This is a genomic window from Microbulbifer okhotskensis (assembly GCF_023895975.1).
Lineage (GTDB): Bacteria > Pseudomonadota > Gammaproteobacteria > Pseudomonadales > Cellvibrionaceae > Microbulbifer > Microbulbifer okhotskensis.
Map to the genome: position 1 here is coordinate 1 of NZ_JALBWM010000050.1, position 20254 is coordinate 20254.

Annotated in this window: 20 protein-coding genes and 1 tRNA gene; 17 read left to right on the forward strand and 4 right to left on the reverse strand. The window is 50.1% G+C overall.

What is annotated here, in order from left to right; translation table 11 throughout:
- The 3 genes from MO867_RS24340 to MO867_RS12295 form a co-directional block, all read right to left on the reverse strand.
- A partial coding sequence (locus MO867_RS24340) for a polyadenylate binding domain-containing protein (protein ID WP_252467732.1) occupies nucleotides 1-443 on the reverse strand: 443 nt, incomplete at its 3' end.
- Nucleotides 444-1086: 643 nt separating this feature from the next.
- A tRNA-Pro gene (locus MO867_RS12290) sits at nucleotides 1087-1163 on the reverse strand.
- 67 nt (nucleotides 1164-1230) lie between these two features.
- Nucleotides 1231-2079, reverse strand: a complete 849-nt coding sequence (locus MO867_RS12295; RefSeq protein ID WP_252467734.1) for an acyl-CoA thioesterase — start codon at nucleotides 2077-2079, stop codon at nucleotides 1231-1233.
- A 376-nt stretch (nucleotides 2080-2455) separates the two neighbouring features.
- On the opposite strand from MO867_RS12295, the gene MO867_RS12300 reads away from it, so the two are divergent.
- The 4 genes from MO867_RS12300 (at nucleotide 2456) to MO867_RS12315 (ending at nucleotide 5352) form a co-directional block, all read left to right on the forward strand.
- Nucleotides 2456-3136, forward strand: coding sequence for a hypothetical protein (locus tag MO867_RS12300; RefSeq protein ID WP_252467745.1), 681 nt, complete (start codon nucleotides 2456-2458; stop codon nucleotides 3134-3136).
- A gap of 346 nt (nucleotides 3137-3482) precedes the next feature.
- A complete protein-coding gene (locus tag MO867_RS12305) occupies nucleotides 3483-4169 on the forward strand; it encodes a TetR/AcrR family transcriptional regulator (protein WP_252467747.1) in 687 nt (228 codons plus the stop codon).
- Nucleotides 4162-4716, forward strand: coding sequence for a DUF1285 domain-containing protein (locus tag MO867_RS12310; protein WP_373565889.1), 555 nt, complete (start codon nucleotides 4162-4164; stop codon nucleotides 4714-4716). Before MO867_RS12305 ends, MO867_RS12310 begins: the two co-directional genes overlap by 8 nt.
- A 387-nt stretch (nucleotides 4717-5103) precedes the next feature.
- Nucleotides 5104-5352, forward strand: coding sequence for a hypothetical protein (locus MO867_RS12315; protein ID WP_252467751.1), 249 nt, complete (start codon nucleotides 5104-5106; stop codon nucleotides 5350-5352).
- A gap of 137 nt (nucleotides 5353-5489) precedes the next feature.
- On the opposite strand, the gene MO867_RS12320 is transcribed toward MO867_RS12315, so the two are convergent.
- On the reverse strand, nucleotides 5490-7112 hold the full coding sequence (locus tag MO867_RS12320; protein ID WP_252467836.1) for an electron transfer flavoprotein-ubiquinone oxidoreductase: 1623 nt from the start codon (nucleotides 7110-7112) through the stop codon (nucleotides 5490-5492).
- Between the two features lie 369 nt (nucleotides 7113-7481).
- On the opposite strand from MO867_RS12320, the gene MO867_RS12325 reads away from it, so the two are divergent.
- The 13 genes from MO867_RS12325 to MO867_RS12385 all read left to right on the forward strand — a co-directional run bounded on the left by MO867_RS12325 (nucleotide 7482) and on the right by MO867_RS12385 (nucleotide 20107).
- Entirely contained in the window at nucleotides 7482-8231 is a 750-nt protein-coding gene (locus MO867_RS12325; protein WP_252467753.1) for an electron transfer flavoprotein subunit beta/FixA family protein, read from the forward strand.
- The gene (locus MO867_RS12330; RefSeq protein WP_252467755.1) at nucleotides 8231-9160 is read left to right on the forward strand and encodes an FAD-binding protein; all 930 of its coding nucleotides are present in this window, start codon (nucleotides 8231-8233) and stop codon (nucleotides 9158-9160) included. The genes MO867_RS12325 and MO867_RS12330 overlap by 1 nt, the downstream gene beginning before the upstream one ends.
- 222 nt (nucleotides 9161-9382) lie before the next feature.
- Nucleotides 9383-10075, forward strand: a complete 693-nt coding sequence (locus MO867_RS12335; protein WP_252467757.1) for a type II secretion system protein N — start codon at nucleotides 9383-9385, stop codon at nucleotides 10073-10075.
- 59 nt (nucleotides 10076-10134) lie between these two features.
- Nucleotides 10135-12135: a type II secretion system secretin GspD gene (gspD, locus tag MO867_RS12340; RefSeq protein ID WP_252467759.1), complete on the forward strand. Its 2001-nt coding sequence runs from the start codon at nucleotides 10135-10137 to the stop codon at nucleotides 12133-12135.
- On the forward strand, nucleotides 12132-13628 hold the full coding sequence (gene gspE, locus MO867_RS12345) for a type II secretion system ATPase GspE (protein ID WP_252467761.1): 1497 nt from the start codon (nucleotides 12132-12134) through the stop codon (nucleotides 13626-13628). The genes gspD and gspE overlap by 4 nt, the downstream gene beginning before the upstream one ends.
- 2 nt (nucleotides 13629-13630) lie before the next feature.
- On the forward strand, nucleotides 13631-14848 hold the full coding sequence (gene gspF / locus MO867_RS12350; RefSeq protein WP_252467791.1) for a type II secretion system inner membrane protein GspF: 1218 nt from the start codon (nucleotides 13631-13633) through the stop codon (nucleotides 14846-14848).
- 268 nt (nucleotides 14849-15116) lie between these two features.
- On the forward strand, nucleotides 15117-15545 hold the full coding sequence (gene gspG, locus MO867_RS12355) for a type II secretion system major pseudopilin GspG (protein WP_252467793.1): 429 nt from the start codon (nucleotides 15117-15119) through the stop codon (nucleotides 15543-15545).
- A gap of 19 nt (nucleotides 15546-15564) precedes the next feature.
- The gene (gene gspH, locus MO867_RS12360) at nucleotides 15565-16137 is read left to right on the forward strand and encodes a type II secretion system minor pseudopilin GspH (protein WP_252467795.1); all 573 of its coding nucleotides are present in this window, start codon (nucleotides 15565-15567) and stop codon (nucleotides 16135-16137) included.
- Entirely contained in the window at nucleotides 16127-16498 is a 372-nt protein-coding gene (gene gspI, locus MO867_RS12365) for a type II secretion system minor pseudopilin GspI (RefSeq protein ID WP_252467806.1), read from the forward strand. Before gspH ends, gspI begins: the two co-directional genes overlap by 11 nt.
- Nucleotides 16495-17211 carry a type II secretion system minor pseudopilin GspJ gene (gene gspJ / locus MO867_RS12370; protein ID WP_252467808.1) on the forward strand — a complete coding sequence of 239 codons (717 nt, stop codon included), beginning with the start codon at nucleotides 16495-16497 and terminating at the stop codon, nucleotides 17209-17211. The genes gspI and gspJ overlap by 4 nt, the downstream gene beginning before the upstream one ends.
- Before the next feature lie 3 nt (nucleotides 17212-17214).
- The gene (gene gspK, locus MO867_RS12375; protein ID WP_252467810.1) at nucleotides 17215-18216 is read left to right on the forward strand and encodes a type II secretion system minor pseudopilin GspK; all 1002 of its coding nucleotides are present in this window, start codon (nucleotides 17215-17217) and stop codon (nucleotides 18214-18216) included.
- 11 nt (nucleotides 18217-18227) lie between these two features.
- A complete protein-coding gene (gspL, locus tag MO867_RS12380; RefSeq protein ID WP_252467811.1) occupies nucleotides 18228-19562 on the forward strand; it encodes a type II secretion system protein GspL in 1335 nt (444 codons plus the stop codon).
- Between the two features lie 56 nt (nucleotides 19563-19618).
- Entirely contained in the window at nucleotides 19619-20107 is a 489-nt protein-coding gene (locus tag MO867_RS12385) for a type II secretion system protein M (protein ID WP_252467822.1), read from the forward strand.
- Nucleotides 20108-20254 lie beyond the last annotated feature (147 nt).

Genomic DNA, 20254 nt, shown 5'->3' on the forward strand with positions numbered 1-20254 from the left:
AACTGAGGAGCCAACTGAGGAGCCAACTGAGGAGCCAACTGAGGAGTTAACTGAGGAGTTAACTGAGGAGTTAACTGAGGAGTTAACTGAGGAGCCAACTGAGGAGCTAGCTGAGGAGCTAGCTGAGGGGCCAACTGAGGGGCCAATTGAGGTACGAACTGCTGTGCAAACTGGGGAGGAATTTGTGGGGCGGCCTGGAACGGGAGTAGTTGGCCAAGTCCGCCAAGTGCATTAATCAATTGTCCTTGAGGCCCGCCGACTATGCCGCCAATCAGCGGTGCCGCACGGCTGAGCAAGTCACCCAGATGGTTTTGAGGGGATAACTGCTGCAAGGCCTGATAGGGTTGCGGGTTGGTAAACCCGGCGACCGTATTAATCGGGGGCAACGCATAGGTTTGTGGTTGACCAAAAATTCCTTGTGCGTATGCATATGGTTGGTACATGAGCGTACTCCTCGAGTAGACCTTTCCCGATAGAGGTATCTATCGTCCAGGTATTTCTAAATTTCCGGGTTGAGATTTGTGGAGCTTGATAAAGATCCATTTTCAGGGTCGGCCTGCTGAAAATAATTCAGTGGGGAGAAATCTAAATGACGCATTTTGTGTCGGGTATTCAGCTGGCTGATCTGAGTATAGAGAAGGTTTTTCAATGGATAGGAAAACTTTGAAAGTTTTTATGGGGGGAAATAAATAAGTAATCGAGGCGTAATATTAGTTAGTTTACATAATTCGAAATTACTGCATTTTCTATTTTTAAAATTCGATTACAAAGTGATTGGCAGGTTTTACCTGCCCTGCAAAAAAAATTTGAAAGGGCGGGCGGAATAATAAATTCGGGTTATGAGGCGGCTATATGTGTCCGATCAATTTCTACTGAAAGTAATGGGTGACTAAAGACTGATTGGTTATGCGGTGAGAATAATGTTTCTGCGTAACAATGAGCCTGAGGGTTATCAAAACAGCAGCAGGTGTTTAGGGTAAGTATTTTGAGGCGGGCTTGATGAGATTGACGAATTTGTAGTGGCTTGGGGTTAATTGTTGCGAAACTGGATATAAAAAACCCGCAAAAGCGGGTTTTTTGGGAATCTGGTCGGTGAGAGAGGATTCGAACCTCCGACCCCTTCGTCCCGAACGAAGTGCGCTACCAGGCTGCGCTACTCACCGTTTTTTATGCTTCATTTTCGAAGAGGACGGGATTATAGCAGCGATTTTTCTACTGTAAACTAATGATTCAATTTTTAATTTTCCGAATCAACCCCTCCTGGCAAGTGGAGGCTACGAGGATTCCTTCACGGGTAAAAATCTGGCCGCGTGTGAATCCTCTGGCACCAATTGCAGAAGGACTATCTGTCACGTAGAGGAGCCACTGATCCAGGCGGAAATCGCGGTGGAACCACATGGCGTGGTCTACGCTCGCCGGCATTAATTGAGGGTCGAAAAGTGATATGTCATGTGGTTGTAAGGAAGTACCTAAAAGCCCCATGTCAGAGGCATAGCAAAGGGCCGCCCTGTGCTCCATCGGGTCGTCCGACATTTCACCTTCTGCACGTAGCCAGAACATACATTTGGCCTCACGGGTTTCTGCGCCGAAGTAACTTTGCGGGTCGACCGGACGGAAATCGATCATATAGCGTCGCTGATCGTATTGAGGACTCACCAGGCCGGCCTCTAATGCCAGTTCTTGGGTGTTCTTAAGGCTTTCAGGGGCTGGAATTTCCGTGCAGGGCATATCCGCCTGATGGTCAAATCCTGACTCCCTTATTTGGAACGAAGCGGACATATTAAAAATGGCTCGCCCTCTCTGCTTGGCAACTACGCGTCGGGTGGTAAAGCTCCCTCCATCCCGAATAGGATCCACTTCATAAATGACGGGCAGCTCACTGGAGCCGGGGCGGAGAAAGTAGGCATGCAGAGAGTGGGGCAGACGGTGTTCCACGGTGCGAGTAGCTGCCATTAGGGCCTGCCCCAAAACCTGCCCACCAAATAGTACTTTCCGATAGTTCTCGACGTGATGACGACTGCGGAAGAGGTTTTTGTCCAGTTCTTCGACATCTAATAACTTACCTAATGTTTCCAGCATAGGGGTTCTTGCCCGTTACCTATTTAAGTTGACGCATTTTACAAAATGCGGCGAGCGTTGGCGCTTTTAATCAAATGAATAATAACAGCCAGGTCTTATATCTCCATTCATATTTTGAACGTCGGGGCTATTTTGGTCATGTAAAGATGTGTACTGATGAATAAGTAGGCAAGTCGTTCAGAGGTTGCTCGTTTTTTTTGGTGAAACAGTAAATCTGAAACTTTACGCTCTTGACTATTCCTATTTGTCGAAACTGCACCTATTTGTGTGATATAAGACGCCAATAGTTGATCGAGATAAATAGACTAACTTAATGTGTTTGGTCGCAAAGTATCTCGCAAAGAGCGAACAATAATAGAGGTAGGAGATACCGCAGATGTCCCGCACAGAAATTGATATTCGTCCCCCGCAGAATTTTGGCAAAGTGGTTAGCAGGCACCGAACCGCAAAAATGGTAGCGGGCACGGTCGGCTCTGCAGCCTATTACGGCACCTGGGGCGCCCAGACAGCGACAGGAGCAACTTTGACAGGCCTTGCCACCGGAACAGCTGTTGCAACTTCGGCCACGGGTATTGGCTTGATCGTGGCGGGAACGGCACTGTCAGTGGGTTATGCCGGCCTTGCCGCAAGATCTGCCTATAAAACGCACAATCACTTGAATGCACTCAAGAAAATTTACGCAAGCAGAAAGACCTATGATTGCCCTTGTCAGGGTTCGATAGCTCATGACTATGTTTCGGGACAAGTACTGCCATATATCATCCAGCAGAAGACTAAAAAGTTACATCGCAAGATGGTTGAATCTGCACCGGGAATTTCTACTGCTGAATACACTCGCAAGGCGCTTAAAAATATCTATAAGCGTACCCGAGGCACTTTGGGGAAAAAGCGGACATTTGCCGCAGAGTGGTTGGCTCAACACCTAATCTCTCATGATTGTGAACTCGCTAATGCTATTGTGGCCGAGCTTTATAGTGAAGAGGAGATGCTTTGGATCCGCACACAAGATAATGACGTCGTGGCGCCTCTTCTGGAGCTGAAATTGAAGTCGGTCTAGCCCAGCTTGACTCTTGAGTTTTCTGCGTTTTTAGGTCTCCAGTTCCCTGGGTAGTGGCGTTAGCGGGGGGAGATAGATTTGCCCGTCAGTTAGCAAAAATATAATTTTTTAGCTGTGATCCTTCGCATTCCACAAGTGGCGTGTCGTCACATGCTAAAATACGAGGTTGCGCAACTACTCGAGGCTGACCCATTTTGCCTAAAAAATAACCAATATGGACTAAGTTTTTCAATATTAGGCAGTCTAATTTGCCGATTCACTTTTCCAACCGACTTGAATTGCCTATCATTCATGAATGAATAGTCAATTTCAGTCCCCATTGTTAGGGGCAAAGAAGGTCGGAAGTATGGATAAGGCAAAAGAGAAGGTTCAGAGATTCCGCGCACGCGAGCAGCGTATCCTGGATGCGGCTCTGGAGCTTCTGCTGGAACACGGCGAAGAAAAGGTTACGGTGGAGCAGATTGCAGAGCGTGTTGATATTGGCAAAGGCACCATCTACAAGCATTTTATTTCTAAGACAGAAATCTACATGCGCTTGCTGATGGACTATGAAAAGTCCCTCGCCGAACGCCTCAAAACCGCAGTTGCATTGGCAGAGCAAGGCGACATTACCGCTCCCGCTCGCGCTTATTTTGAGTCCCGCATGGCCGATCCTGGCAAAGATAGGCTCTTTCAGCGCCTCGAAGAGAAAATCATCGCCTTGAATCTCGCTCCCGAAATGATTGCGGAGTTACATAATATTCGTAATTCTATTGTATCCTCCCTCAATCGGGTGTTTGAGCGTCGGATGGAGCAGGGCATGCTGAAAAATGTCCCTGCCTACTTCTACTACTCAACTTACTGGGCTCTAGTGCAGGGAGCAGTAGAGTTGTATCACTCCAAGTCCTTTTCCAATGTGATAGAGGATCGGGAGAAACTTATGGAGTTCATTATGGATGTCGGCGTCCATATTGGGGATATGTCTTCTCGTAAAGTCCACGAGGGGGGGGCTAGCAGCCATCAAAGCGGTTCTGCGGGGCCTACGCTTGGTTGAGCCACTGTTCCAGCAGCTGCACAAGCTACAGAGTAAATTTCATGGGTACCCACCAGTAGAAAAGTGGAACCCTGATTTTTGTGGGGATATGGATATGGTCATCAAGCGAGATGGCCGCTGGATTCACGAGGGGGCGGAGATTCGCCGTCAGCCCCTCGTTAAACTGTTTGCCAGTATTCTGAAGTGTGAGAAAAATGAATACTTTCTAGTCACTCCCGCTGAGAAGTTGCGTATTACTGTTGAAGATGTTCCGTTCGTGGCCACTCAAGTGGCTCGCGATCCAAATGATACAAAGCAGTGCCTTCTGTTGACTACCAACGTTGGCGATATTGTTGAGCTGAAGAGGGAAGCTCAATGGCAATTGCGTGACTTTGGCAGCCCGCAGCAGTTGGTACCTTATATCGAAGTGCGTAATGGTCTAAAAGCTCGCGTATCACGGGACGTTTTCTATCAATTGGTAGATTGGGCTCGGGAAGTCGATAGTCACAAAGGTAAGCTGTTTGTGCAAAGTAACAGCTTTGACTTTTTGTTGGGTGACTACAGCTAGTTTCTCTCTGCCCTTATTTCTTTTCTGAGTTTTTTAAATGCGGCTAAGCCTGTGAGGCTTGGGCGCACTTCTAAACTACCGTCCTCTTTAACTTGCACCTTTGCACATATAATTACTGGTTAACCTGTAAAAGGTTGGTGAATTTATTTGCCGGCTATTACTTTCTTTGGGTTTTGGTGTTTCCTGTTTATTAAAAAATGCATCATTGAATCCTTAATGTAATTTATGTGTATTTTTTTAAAGATAGGAAATATTAATTCAATAATTAGTAGGAATGTCTAAAAAGGTTGCAAATCCGCGGCGCAGCATTCCTAAACTCCCCTCCGCCGCAAATTGCTACTTTTAAAATCAGTATGGTTTTGGGTTTAACTTCCTGTAGGGGGGCATATGAAACGAGTACAGAGTAAGCTCTTGCTGGCCACTGCAATTGCAATGTTGTTTGCAAGTTGTGATGGAGGAGGTGTCAGTGTTGAGCCAAAGACCGTAGATAATTCTTTCGATAATACTGGCGGTGTTTCTTCTGGTGAAAACCCATATGCAACGATCGAGAGCACAGGTATTCAGGGTGAATACAATAGTGGGAATTGTTACTACGGCACTGACTTCGTATCAGCAACTAACCCCTATCGAATTTGAGAAATGTGCTTAAAGAGGTGTCCGGTTGGACTTGACCGCAACAAGCGAGCAACTGTAAGTCTGAAGTAACTATTGGCATAAAGCTTCGCATCTGCGTACAAGAAAGGCGCCTGACGGCGCCCTTCTTGTTACTTGAATTACATATTCGGGTAGTTGGGACCGCCGCCCCCTTCAGGAGTTACCCAGACAATATTTTGGGTCGGGTCTTTGATGTCGCAAGTCTTACAGTGCACACAGTTTTGTGCGTTGATCTGGAAGCGTTTGCCGTTGGTGTCTTCAATCACTTCGTAAACCCCGGCAGGGCAGTAGCGTTGCGCGGGCTCGTCGTAGATTGGTAGGTTGTGGCTCAGCGGAATTTCAGCATCCTTTAGAGTCAGGTGGCAGGGCTGATCTTCTTCATGGTTTGTGTTTGAGATAAACACAGAGGACAGTTTATCGAAGCTGAGTACGCCGTCGGGTTTCGGGTAATCAATTTTTGCACAATCTGCAGCGGGCTTAAGCTGGGCGTGATCGGCTTTGGTGTCGCGCAGAGTCCAAGGCAGTTTTCCCTTAAACAGATTGATGTCCACAAACGCGTAAGCGGAGCCAAAAATATTGCCCCACTTGTGCTGTGCGGGACCGAAGTTGCGCTGCATATGCAGCTCTTTCCAGGCCCAGCTATCGCGGTACTTGGTGGTGTAATCGGTTAGTTCTTCGCTGCTGCGATCTGCGGCAATGGCCTCGGCTACAGACTCGGCAGCGACCATGCCGGACTTCATTGCGGTGTGATTGCCTTTGATCTTGGCAAAATTCAGGGTCCCGGCATTATCACCGATCAGCAGACCGCCTGGGAAAGTCATTTTTGGCTGGGACTGCAAGCCACCTTTAACAATAGCGCGCGCACCGTAAGCGACACGTTGACCACCTTCCAAGTACTGCTTGATAACTGGGTGGTGTTTGTAGCGCTGGAATTCATCAAATGGACTTACGTGCGGATTGCTGTAAGCCAGGTCGGCAATCAGGCCGACAACAACTTGGTTGTCCTCCAGGTGGTAGAGGAAACCACCGCCGTGAGTGTCGCTTTGATCCAGAGGCCAGCCTGCAGTGTGAACAACCAGGCCTTGCTGATGTTTTTCGGCGGGAATTTTCCATATTTCTTTGATGCCGATACCGTAGTGCTGGGGGTCTGCATCTTCATCCAGCTTGAATCGCTCGATCAGTTGCTTGCCCAGGTGACCACGGCAGCCTTCAGCAAAGAGGGTGTACTTGGCATGAAGCTCCATACCCGGCATGTAGGAGTCCTTCTCCTCGCGATTCATGCCGATGCCCATGTCACCGGTGGCAATGCCTTTTACTGAGCCATCTTCATTATATAGAACCTCAGCTGCTGCGAAGCCGGGGAAGATTTCCACCCCCAGGTTTTCTGCCTGCTCGGCCAGCCAACGGCACAGGTTCCCCAGGCTGATAATGTAGTTGCCCTCATTGTGCATGGTGCTCGGCACGAACATATTGGGAACTTTGATTGAGCTTTCTTCGCCGCGTAAAACGTAGATATCGTCGCCCTTAACCTCAGTGTTGAGGGGGGCTCCACGTTCTTTCCAGTCGGGGAAAAGTTCGTTCAGGGCGGTGGGCTCGAATACCGCGCCAGAGAGAATGTGAGCTCCTACCTCCGAGCCTTTCTCTACGACACAGACAGAGATGTCTTCATTAAGTTGGCGAATACGACAAGCCGCTGCCAGTCCGGCGGGGCCGGCACCCACGATCACTACATCGTATTCCATTGATTCGCGTTCCACGGCAATTTCCTCAGCAGTTGTATTCAACTTTTTACGGCCATTCCGGCCTTATCATTTATATTGATGGCGGATTATATAGGCCTTTGAGCAACCCTACCAATTGCATGACTATTCATTTGCTATGGCAAATACGCTGTATTTCAACAGGTTACCAGGGCGAGATAGGCCATTTTTATTCCGGGAAATAGATTTTATGAATGGCAGCCGCCACTTCTATTTGACTATTGATTTTGCTTTGTAGAACCGCCACCATACACGCCGTTCAAACACTTGTTTGACCAGAACACCGTATCCGTTCGCGACGTGAATAGTCAGTCGCGGCTGTTAAAAAGCATATTATGAGACGGGATTTCCATGAAAGTTCTTGTAGCTGTGAAACGCGTTGTCGACTACAACGTCAAGGTTCGCCCTAAGGCGGACGGCTCTGACGTTGATATTGCCAACGTCAAAATGTCTATCAACCCCTTTTGCGAAATCGCAGTAGAAGAGGCGGTACGCTTGAAGGAAAAAGGCGTTGTCAGCGAGATAGTCGCCGTTTCCATGGGTTCCAAGCAGTGCCAGGAGCAAATTCGTACCGCATTGGCCCTGGGGGCTGACCGCGGCATCCTGGTTGAGGCCGACGCTGAACTGCAGCCGTTGGCTGTAGCCAAGTGCCTAAAAGCGATTGTTGAGAAAGAAGAGCCACAAATGGTTATTCTGGGCAAGCAGTCCATCGATGGTGATAACAATCAGACCGGCCAAATGCTCGGTGCATTAACAGGTATGGGGCAGGGCACCTTCGCCTCAGAGGTCGTGGTTGAAGGCGAAGCAGTTAAAGTGACCCGCGAAATTGACGGTGGTCTGCAGACGGTTGAACTGAAGTTGCCGGCTATCGTCACTACCGACCTGCGCCTGAATGAGCCACGCTACGCGTCTCTGCCCAATATCATGAAGGCAAAGAAAAAGCCTCTCGATATCACTACCCCAGACGAGCTGGGTGTAGATATCACTCCCCGCACCAAAACCTTGAAAGTTGAGCCGCCGGCTGAGCGTCAAGCGGGCATTAAGGTTGCCGATGTTGCGGAACTGGTAGAGAAACTGAAAAATGAGGCGAAGGTAATCTGATGAGCATCCTGATTATTGCGGAACACGACAACGCCGAACTGAAGGGCGCTACGCTCAACACCATTGCGGCTGCCAAGGCTATCGGCGGCGACATTAATGTATTAGTTGCCGGCGCTGGCTGTGCTGCAGTGGCTGACGCTGCTGCCAAAGCAGATGGTGTTACTAAAATACTGCTGGCAGATAACGCCGCTTACGAACATCAGCTCGCCGAGAATGTGGCCAAATTGGTTGCCGACTTGGGCAAAGATTACGGGCATATCCTGGCTCCGGCCACCACCAACGGCAAGAACATGCTGCCTCGCGCCGCTGCGCTACTGGATGTACAGCCTATTTCTGACATCGTTACTGTCGAGAGCGCGGACACCTTTAAGCGTCCCATCTACGCCGGCAACGTGATCGCAACAGTGCAAAGCTCCGATGCGATCAAGGTGATTTCTGTGCGTATCACCGCTTTCGATGCCGTTGCGGCTGAGGGTGGAAGTGCGGCTGTTGAGTCTGTTGATATTACAGATGACGCCGGTATCTCTTCTTTTGTTGGCGAAGAGCTCGCGAAGTCTGATCGCCCGGAACTTACTGCGGCGAGCGTAGTCATCTCTGGTGGTCGCGGAATGCAAAACGGCGAAAACTTTGAGCTGCTTTATAAGCTGGCTGATAAGTTAGGCGCAGCGGTTGGTGCCTCCCGTGCTGCAGTCGATGCAGGTTTTGTTCCTAACGATATGCAGGTTGGCCAAACCGGCAAGATTGTTGCCCCTGATCTGTACATTGCCGTTGGTATTTCTGGCGCCATCCAACATTTGGCAGGTATGAAGGACTCCAAGGTTATTGTGGCCATCAACAAAGACGAAGAAGCTCCGATCTTCTCTGTGGCAGACTATGGACTGGTAGCCGATTTGTTTGAAGCAATTCCTGAGTTTGAAACAAAGCTGTAATCCTCGATTACTACACTGCTCAGTGTTGAAAAAGGCGGCGTAAGGCCGCCTTTTCTTGTTTTATCAGGTATAACCTGCGGAACTAGTGTGCAATTTAGGGGACGAATTGAAGGTTTGCTGTGTTTAAGTAGGCACCAGCGTTGCCTTTCATAGGCTGAGGCAAGAAAATAGGCGTCAAAAACCAATAACCTAAGAAAGTTGAACTTGTATGTGGGTATGTTCATGTCCCCTCTAACGCGAGCTTTAGGCTCAATTGGCAGTATGTTTAGCCGAGGTGAGTCGAATAAGGCTCTGTCCCGTGGCACCCTGGCGGCATCTGCTATTAGCCTGCTGTGGTTGTCGGGAAACCTGCTTGCCTATGGTTCTCTGCTGGTCCCCGAAGGTCCTCAGGACTCCCTTCTCGCCGAGCGCAAAAGCTCGAGAGGAGGCACTCCCTCCCAAGCCGCCACTCTACCCAGTACCCCGTTCTTTGGCCGTGCTGAGCCTAAGAAAGCCGCAGAAGCCCCAGAAGTTGATCTCGATAGCCTCCCTTTAACCCAGCTGAATATTGTTTTGTCGGGTGTTTTTGATAATTCAGATAAAACCAAAGCCAGTGCGCTGGTGTCCGAGAAAGGTAAACCCTCCAAGCGCCTGTATGTTGGCGACCAGCTACCTGGCGGTGCCGAACTTTATTCTGTTGAGGTAGACCATGTGGTTCTTCGTCGTAATGGCAGGATGGAAAAGCTGACATATCCAGAAGTGGATGGGCGTCCGAATGTGCCTTTAAAGAATTTCACTAATTCAAGGCCGAGAACGTCCAGTACCAGCTCAAGGAGCACTGCGAAGCGCGGAGAAAACCAGCAGAACATTCGGGAGAGAATGGAAAAGCTGCGTGAATTGGCTCGCGAGCGCCGTGCTCAACGCCAGCCCGAATAAAACTGTCTAACTAGATTGTTTTGATTTTTTGAACATTTACTAGAGCCAGATTAATAATTATGAAGATGTTTTATCGGCGGCTGCTTGCGGTCGGATTTGGTATTTTTGTGTGTACTGCATCGCTGGCTCAAGGCCCGGAGCGGGTCACTCTTTCTCTCGACAATGCGGATATCCGGGATCTCATTAACTGGGCTGCAGATTTCACTGGCAAAAACATCATTGTTCACCCCAACGTTAAAGGTAAGGTCACGGTAGTGGCTGGTGACCCGATGAGTCACAATGAAGCCTTTGATGTATTTATGTCGGTTCTTCAGGTCAATGGGTTCAGTTTGGTAGAGCAGGGTGGAACCTGGAAGGTCGTTCCCGACGCTCTCGCCAAGCAGCAGGCTATCCCGGTTGCCGACGAAAATACTCGTGCTCCCGCGGAGTCTTTGGTGGTGCGAACTGTAAGAGTTGAGAACATCTCCGCCTCGCAGCTGATTGCTATGCTGCGCCCGCTTATCCCTCAAACAGGCCACTTGGCAGCCTACGCCGATACTAATACTCTGATCATTGCGGATCGTGCGGCCAACATCGACCAAATTATCCGTCTGGTTAAGCAGCTCGATCGAGCCGGGGCTATCGATATTGAGGTGGTTCCGCTGATGTTTGCTTCTGCAAAAGAAGTGAAACAGGTTCTTACTGATTTACTGCAATCCAGTGGTGGTAAAGCAGGTAAAGAAGTGCAGCCTTTGCGAATATCGGTCGATGAGCGTTCCAATAGCATTCTCTTAACGGGCGATCCAGTTACTCGTCAGCAGATTAAGACCGTGATCGGGCGACTTGATGCACCGCTGGATGGAGATGGCAATACTGCGGTTGTTTATGTGCAGTATGCCAATGCCGCCGACCTCAAGCCGATTTTGGAGGGGATGAGCGGCAGTATACAGAACACGGAAAAAGACCAGCAGGCGGCAAGTATTGAGGTCAGTATTCAGGTCAATGAATCCCTGAATGCGTTGGTATTAACCGCACCTCCCGCGCTTTTGGAAACGATGAAAGGCGTTATAGCTCGGCTTGATGTACGTAGGGCTCAGGTACTGATTGAAGCGATTATTGTTGAAGTGACAGAAAGTACCGGTAGTGAGCTCGGTATCAGTTGGATAGCCGGCGCGGGCGATAACGTGGTAGCGGGATGGAATAATACCGCCTCCGTTGACGACGATGGCAATATTAATCCTTTCTCGCTGCCAGTTACTGATCTCTTGGGCGCTGGTGCTCTGAACCTGGGTTATCTCAGTGGTGGTGATATTCGCGCTGCAATTAATGCGATCGCCTCGGAGAGCAACACCAATATTTTGTCTACACCGACGATCATGGCTCTGGATAATGAAGAAGCTGAGATTTTGGTAGGTCAGAACGTGCCGTTTATTACTGGTGAGCAACTGTTGTCCGGTAGCAATGACGATCCCTTTACAACGATCCAGCGTGAAGATGTGGGTACGACACTTAAAGTGATTCCCCGTGTGAACAACAACAACTCCGTGACTCTGGAGATTGAGCAGAAGGTTGAAAATGTGCTGCCCTCGACCGTTGAGGCGGCGACCGGTGCTTCAGATATTGTGACCAGCAAGCGTGAAATTCGCACCAAGGTGTTGATAGATGATGGCGCTATCTTGGTTCTGGGGGGGCTGATGGAAGATCAGGTTTCAGAAGTCGTATCCAAGGTGCCGCTGTTGGGAGATATCCCGGGAATCGGTCGATTATTCAGAAATACCAATAAGAAGGTTACCAAAACCAATCTGATGGTGTTCCTGCGCCCCAGAATCCTCAGCACTCAAGTTGCAGGCTATGAAGAAACTCGCAAGCGCTATATGGACATGCAGCAGAAACAGATATTCTTGAAAGATCGCACCAGCCTGATTTGGGACTGGCACCGCGGTGATGCCCTGCCGGATATGATGCCTCCGACTGGCACCTACAACGAGAGCCCCGCGCCGGTGGATGGCTCTATTGACGCCATTGAATCACTGGATGAGGAAATGGAGGTTGAGGTGCTGGAGGTAGAAGAAGCTAAATGACGGCTGATATAGGAACAGGGACTCCCACAATTCGCCGCCTTCCTTACGCTTTCGCAAAGCGTCATAAGGTTCTGTTAACGGAGAGGGAAGGTAAACCCCTCTGCCAATATGTGGCTCCGTTGAGCCCATCGGCAATTGCTGAGGTACAACGCATCAGCGGTGCTGTCGTGTCGTTGGAAGCGGTGGCAAATGAAGTTTTTCAGGCAGCCTTGCAGCGCCTCTATGAAAACAGAGAGGGGGGCAACCTCTCTGAGGTTGAGGGTCTTGGGGATGATCTGGATCTCGCGGCAGTGGCCGATTCACTGCCTGAGACCGAGGATTTGCTGGAACAGGAAGACGACGCACCTATCGTTAAGTTGATCAATGCAATTTTTGCTGAGTCGCTGAAGCAGGGTGCCTCCGATATTCATATCGAGACATTTGAAAAGCGCCTGGTGGTGCGCTTTCGGGTCGATGGTGTGCTTCGTGAAGTACTTCAGCCCCGCCGAGCACTGGCACCACTGCTGGTATCCCGTATCAAGGTAATGGCGAAGCTGGATATCGCGGAAAAGCGTGTTCCTCAGGATGGCCGTATATCGCTTTTGATGGCGGGTCGAGAGGTGGATGTTCGTGTTTCCACTATGCCGTCGTCCGCAGGAGAGAGAGTGGTGATGCGCCTGCTTGATAAGCAGGCAAGTAATATGGATCTCAGTAAATTGGGCATGGCAGATCACCACTTACGGTTGATGACCGATCTGTTGGCGCACCCCCACGGTATTATCCTGGTTACCGGCCCTACCGGCTCCGGTAAAACGACCACTCTGTACGCTGGTTTGGGCAGTATCAATAACCGTGAGAAGAATATTCTTACAGTGGAAGATCCTGTGGAATACAACCTGGAAGGTGTCGGTCAGACTCAGGTAAACACCAAGGCGGATATGACCTTTGCCCGGGGTCTTCGCGCGATTTTGCGCCAGGATCCGGACGTCGTTATGGTTGGTGAGATTCGGGATCTGGAAACCATGCAGATTGCGATCCAGGCGAGTTTGACAGGCCACTTGGTACTGTCAACATTGCACACCAATACCGCCCTGGGTTCGGTAACCCGCTTGGTAGATATGGGAATTGAACCCTTCCTACTGTCATCCAGTTTGATTGGTGTTTTAGCTCAACGTCTGGTTAGGGTATTGTGTCCGAAATGTAAACAACCCCATGTGGCAGATAGCGGCGAGCGCAGTGTTCTAGGAATAGAGGCCGATGAAGAAGTCATCATCTATAACCCAAGTGGTTGTGAAGACTGTAATCATAGTGGTTATGTTGGCCGAATTGGAATCTACGAACTGGTGCCACTCAATGAGGTAATGCGCCAGTTGATCCATGATCGCGCTTCAGAAAGCAAGCTGGTCGCCGAAGCGCGAAAACTCGGACCTAGTATCCGAGATGACGGCATCGGCAAAATACTAGCGGGTAGAACGTCCCTTGAGGAAGTTTTACGGGTTACGCAGGAGTCCTGATTGTGGCAGCTTTTGAGTACACAGCACTCGCAACTTCCGGCCGGAAGAGTCGCGGCACCCTGGAAGCAGATAGTGCGCGTGCTGCACGTCAGCAATTGCGGGCTAAGGGAATGGTTCCGCTCGAAATCAGTTCCGCAATGGAAAAGGAAGAGAAGGGTAGCGGTAGTTTTTTATCCGGCAGCCCGAGTCTCAGTGTTAAAAATCTGGCCCTGCTTACCCGTCAGATGGCCACCTTGTTGCGGGTGGGTATTCCTCTAGAGGAAACCCTTGGCGCTATTGCTAACCAAACTCGCAACCAGAAAATTAAGCGTGTTGTGTTAGCGGTGCGTGGAAAGATATTGGAAGGGCACAGCTTTGCTCTGGCGTTGGGCAATTTCCCTCGTGCTTTTCCCAAGCTATATCGAGCGACGGTTGAAGCGGGCGAGCATTCGGGTCACTTGGATTCTGTTCTTGAGCGGCTTGGGGATTACACGGAGGGGCAGCAACAGTTCCGTCAAAAAGTACAGCTTGCGCTGATTTACCCTGTTGTTCTGGTGTTTATCTGCATTTTGGTGGTCACCGGTTTGATGGTTTACGTGGTGCCGGATGTGATCGAAGTATTTACAGGTACCGGGCAGGTTTTACCCCTCGCAACTCGAATCCTGATGTCCATGAGTGACTTTATCTCTGTGTGGGGTTGGTTGGTACCACCGGCACTGGGTGCCACTATTTTTGGCATTGTTCTGATGCTCCGGCGTCCTGCGATACGTTACCGCTTTCATCATCGCCTTCTCGATTTGCCGATTATTGGCTGGATGATGCGCGGTACCCAAAGCGCCCGCTATGTGGGCACTCTGGCAATTTTGACCGGTAGCAGTGTGCCCTTGGTTCAGGCCATGGGCATTGCCGGTGGGGTAATGAGTAACGACTTCCTTAAAGATCGCCTCGATGCTGCGCAAAAAAGTGTTCGTGAAGGCGGGAGTCTGCGAAAGGCTTTGGAGGATATTGGTTACTTCCCTCCAATGATGATTTACATGATTGCCAGTGGTGAGTCCTCTGGCACTTTGGATGAAATGCTACAGCGCGCGGCAGAGTCGCAAGAGCAGGATTTGCAAGGAGCCGTTACCGCTTTTGTGAGTATCTTTGAACCACTGATGCTTCTGATTATGGCGGGTATCGTATTATTTATCGTCATGGCGATTATGATGCCAATCCTGAGCATGAACGAACTGGTTGTCTAACGCTCAAAGAGGTGTAGGTCGAAGAGGTTCTGCGTAGTTGATTTAGGAGAAGACCATGAAACTCTTACGTAAAAACGCGGGTTTTACACTGCTGGAGGCATCGAAGATACTCGTGGGGCTCGGAGCGCTTGCCTTGATAGGCGTATTGCTGTTGTAGTATTGAGAATTTGGTAATTATAGATTCATTAAGTGACTGATAAATAATTGGGGTCGCGAAGGGTATCGTGACCCTTGGGGTTCCCAGAGTTAAGCTGAACAGGAGACAAAAATGAAAACCCTACGTAAAAGTGGTGGCTTTACCCTGATTGAAATTATGGTGGTGATCGTGATTCTCGGCGTTCTCGGTGCCCTCGTAGTACCCAACGTAATGGGAAAAACTGGGGTGGCTCGCATGAAAGCCGCTCGCGTCGATTTAAAAGCTATTGAGACCGCTCTGGATTTGTATCGAATGGACAACTTTGTCTATCCGAGTTCTGATCAGGGGCTTTTGGCATTGGTGTCTCGTCCCTCAGGGTTCCCTGAAGCGAAGAACTGGACCGAACCCTACTTGAAGAAAGGACCCAAAGATCCCTGGGGCAATGAATATCAATACATTAGCCCAGGCAGCGCCGGTGCCTACGACCTGTTTACCCTCGGTTCAGACGGTAAAGCGGGCGGAGAAGGTGAAGCTGCTGATATCTACGTTACCGATCTGTAACCTTTGAATTTTGCGCCAAATGCATAGCAGTATCGGCCGAAGCCGCGGTTTTACGCTGGTAGAAATCCTCGTGGTCATCGTGATCATCGCCTCTCTGGCGGGGATGGCGACTTTGTCGATGGGGAGTTCCGGAAAGCGGGTTTGGACCAATGAAGCCCAGCGGCTAGCAGCCCTATTGCAGTTGGTTGCGGATAGGGCTTTGATCGATAAGATCCACTACGGCGTGGTATTGGAGCAAGCCTCCTACAGCGTGGTGCGCTTTGAGCCCGAAACCATGACTTGGCTGCCGCTGGATTCAGTTGTCGCCGGTACACGAGCCTCACGCTTTGCAACCCACGAGCTGCCGGAAATTGTTCGCCTTGAAGTGATCATGCAAGCAGAACTGCCAGCCGCAGAGTCGACAGAATTCGCTGAAGAGCGTGATGCAGAAGAAAAGGTTACTCCTCAATTTGTTGCCCTTTCCAGTGGCGAAGTTCTACCTGTCGAAGTCGCCATGTTTCTGGTGGAAGGGGGGGAGGATGCGCTTGGCGTCACTATTTCTTATACGAGCTTTAATGGATTGCAGCTAGAGTGGCAGGCCGATGACTTTTAAACGCAATCAGCGTGGCTTTACCCTGGTCGAGGTTCTGATTGCCCTAGTTATTTTTGGGGTGATAGCCTCCAGCGTATTGCAAACGATGCAGCGCAGTGCTCGACAACAACGAGTGATGGAAGATCGTCTTGCCGCCAATTGGGTGGCTCAGCAGGTACTTTCACAGGTTCGTGTTCAAACCCCCTGGCCGCCAGTGGGCGAGCAAAAAAATCAGGCAACCTTCGGCGGGTTCGTATGGGAAGTCACTGCTCGAGTGGAAAGCACGAGCAACGAGCGCTTGCGACACATCGTTATTGAGGTGGGGCATCTCGACGCGGAATACCCAACGCGAACCCTCGATGCTTGGGCTGCGCAGGAATGATTAATATCTCTAAGGGCCGTCTTCACCATCAAGCGGGTTTTACCCTGGTGGAAGTTCTCGTTGTTCTCGTTCTGGTGGCGATTATCAGCGTCGGTTCTTTTTCTCTTTTGGGTTTATTCTTTGATGCTGAAGAGAGAGTAGATCGGCGCGCCGAAGAGCTTAGGCGTTTATCCATGGCGCTTTACCGACTTGATAGTGATTTGCGTCAGGTTACCGCGAGAGCGGTAAAAAATGCCTATAGCGGTTATGAGCCCGCGTTGAGTGGTGATGAGGATGAGTTTGAGTTCACTCGCCTTGGCGCAGCAAATCTAACTGGGGAACCCCGAGGGGAGTTACTGCGGTTGGGTTATAGCATTGGCTATGCCGAGAACTATGAATCAGGTTCCCTCTCTGCCACTGAAGAGGATGTCGGTGGCTTGCTTCTGCGAAGCCGTTGGCGGGTTTTAGACCGATCTCAAGACTCGGAACCGGTTAGCGAGCCCCTGATCATGGGGGTTGATAGTTTATCGATTCAATATCTTGACCCAGAGAGTGATGCCTGGGTAGTCCAGTGGCCACCGCTGTCCAATACGAACCCCTCTACCCCTAATACAGATGCAAATGTCCGTCTGCCTAAAGCGATCGAGATAGTCATTGTCACTCGAAAAAATGGCGAGATCCGCCGGGTTTTTCCACTTTCTTCCGCTGAGATCAGCGCTCCTCCGGATCCATAGACGATGGCGAATAGACAAGTACCTGTAGCCTTGGGGCGCCAGAAAGGGGTCGCGTTAATTGTTGTACTGCTTGTTATGGTTATTGCCATTGCGGCTGTGTCCCATGCCATTATGCGCGACCAAATTGCCATATCGCGCAGTGGCGCTCTTCTCGCAAATACCCAACTGGCTGAGTTTGTTGAAGCTGCTGAAGCTTGGACCCGGGTTACTCTCCTCACAGATTTTGAGGACGATCAGGAGGACAGTGAAAACGTAGATCACGCCTTCGAAGCCTGGGCATTTCCAGTCCTTGAATTCAATCCGGATAACGGAAAAATTCGGATGAATATCAAAGATTTACACTCATGTTTTAATGTGAATAATTTATCGGATAGCAGCGATACAGTTCAATTTACGATTTTTAAGCGCTTGGTCAGTAATGTGACGGGTAAGTCTGAGTTGGCTGACTCGATTGCTGATTGGGTCGACGACGGCGATACACCGCGAACTGTAGGGACTGAGGATGACGGCTATCTGAGCAGGGAAATCGCTCACAGAACACCGGATAGCATGATTAGTGATATTTCAGAACTTTCGTCAGTTTTGGATATGGAGCGGGAAGACTGGCAGAAGCTAGCGCCATTTTTGTGTGTACTTCCAGAAACCGGCACTCGGATTAATATCAATTCCGCCCCTGAAGAGCTTATCGAGGCAATAGAGCCGTCGGCGAGCATCTCGAAATTAGTGCAGTTTCGTGAGTCGGGCAGTTATATCAGTGACTCCAGTGAATACGCCACTTACGACATACCGAACCCGGCACCTTTTACCTTCCAAAGTTCGCACTTTCTGGCGCGTATTGCTGTCCAACTCGGAGATGGCGGTGAGTACCGGCAGTACTGGGAGTCTGCCTTGGTGCGTGATACTAGTGATGGCTCAGTCAAAGTGCTGCAGCGTCAGCGTCGGACCTTTTCTGGTCAAATGATGCAAGAGCTTCTGGACTACGAAAGTACTGACGAGAACAGATAGTTAAAATTTGTATGTTTAAAAAGAAAAGTATTAATGACATTAAAGCTCCGGCGGCAGCTCCGCAGTCGACTCTAGTTCTGTTGCGCCTGAGTGAAACTGCCGATCTGGCTTTGCGATTGTACCAGTGGCATGAGGGGAAATGGTGCCAAGTAGCCTTGGATGCCGAGTTTACGCAAGCCTTCACCCCGGACTGGGTGCCCTCTGAAAATGAGGTAGAGTTGCCCGAAATCAATCTGCCCGAAGGGGCCAAAGCAGTTTTAATGCTGCCAGGTAATTGGGTATGGAGTGGTCTGGAAACAATCCCCAAGGTTGCCCGTCGCCAAGCCAGTGCCATTGGCTATATGGTTGAAGATCATCTGGCTCAGGATGTCGAAGGCCTGCACTTTACTTGCAAGCCTCGAGCTGAAGAGCTTTGCAGTGTTTATGCGATAGATATAGAGAAAATCGAGGCTCTCCACGGCCAGCTGGAGCGTCTCAAGTGGCCGATGGCAGCGGCCCTGCCTGAATATGGGATGCTTGAACTGCTCAATGGTGACCTCGGCTTATGGTTGGATGGTGGCCAGGCACATATTTGGAAGGGGGTGGGGCAGGGGCTGACCGTAAATCGGGATTTTCTCCAGCCGTTACTGGGCTCGTTGTTAAGCGACGAAGATCAGGCGGAAGAAGACTCCGAGAGCGGCAATCCAATGGATAGTAAAACGGTAATACTGCTTGGGTCGGGGGAGCATGACGGCTTGATAATTGCTGAGCTGGAGTCCCAATTCGGTGATGGTGTACAGGTGAATCAACGCCCCGCAGAAGAGGTCTTTTTAGAGCGATTTAAGCCGGGTACCCTGACAAACCTTTTGGTAGGTGATTATCAGTTATCGGATGGTAACGGGACATCGGTTTGGTGGATGCGCCCGGTAAAAGTTGCTGCGGCATGCTTTGTGGCCCAATTGATTTTTTTTGTGGGGGCAGGCGCTTACTACCAATGGCAGGGTAACCAGGCAGAGAGCGAAGCACAGGCAATGTTCTCTGAGCTGTTTCCGAATACACGACCCTCTCCTCAATTGCGCAGGCAGCTCGATGGCTTCCTCAAGGGGGCAGGCAACCACGGCGGCGCATTTTCCATCCAGATGCAGCAATTGAGTCAAGTCTGGATACAGCACAAGGGCGGAGCGCTCAAGCTGCAGTCTTTACGTTTTGACGGTCAGCGTGGTGAGATGGTACTTCAGTTACAAGCGTCGAACCTGTCTGACCTCGATGCCTTCGTCAGCAAATTGTCCGGCGGCGGAATTAAGGCGGACCTGTTGGGCGCTAATGATTTGAAGAAAGGCGTTTCGGGCCGTATCCGCTTACGTTGATGCCATCAACATTGGCCATTCGTTAAGCGTGAAAAAAGATGGGTAGTACCAATAAAATGAAAGAACAGATAGAGCAGTGGCGCCAGAAGTGGCAAGGACTTCCCCCGAATGACCAGAGGGCTTTAGGTCTTTTGAGCTTATTTGCGGCCGTAATTTTTGTGGTCTATGGCCTTTACTCTCCGGCCAAAGGTTTTTTTGATGAGGCCCATGCACGGGCTGAGGAGGCGGGCGAGCTGGTGAGCTGGATGCAGACTCAGCGCCCCACGCTGGAGCGGATCAAACCCGCTGGTAATACAGGCGGCGGTGCTTCTGGAACACTACTACAGCGTGTGACCAGTGCAGCGAAGCAGAATCAGATAGTTATCAAGCGGTTTGAACCTGAGGGCGACAACCGAATCAGGTTGTGGATTGAACAGGTACGCTATCAGGATCTCCAGCCCTGGCTGAACCGTTTGATGCAAGAGAAGATGGGGGTACGTACGATCAACCTGGATGCTCTACCGGAGGAAGGTATGGTGTCCGCTCGTTTAACCATTGAAGGCTAGCCGCTCTGTCAGAGAAACTGGTCGATATGACATTCGTGGGCCCCTTCGCTGACAATCTGATTCTCATGCGGGAGGACTATTCGGCGAATAGCTTCCAGTCCCCTCACTCCTCTCGCGCAATGCCCTCTATGTGAAAAAAATAGGATA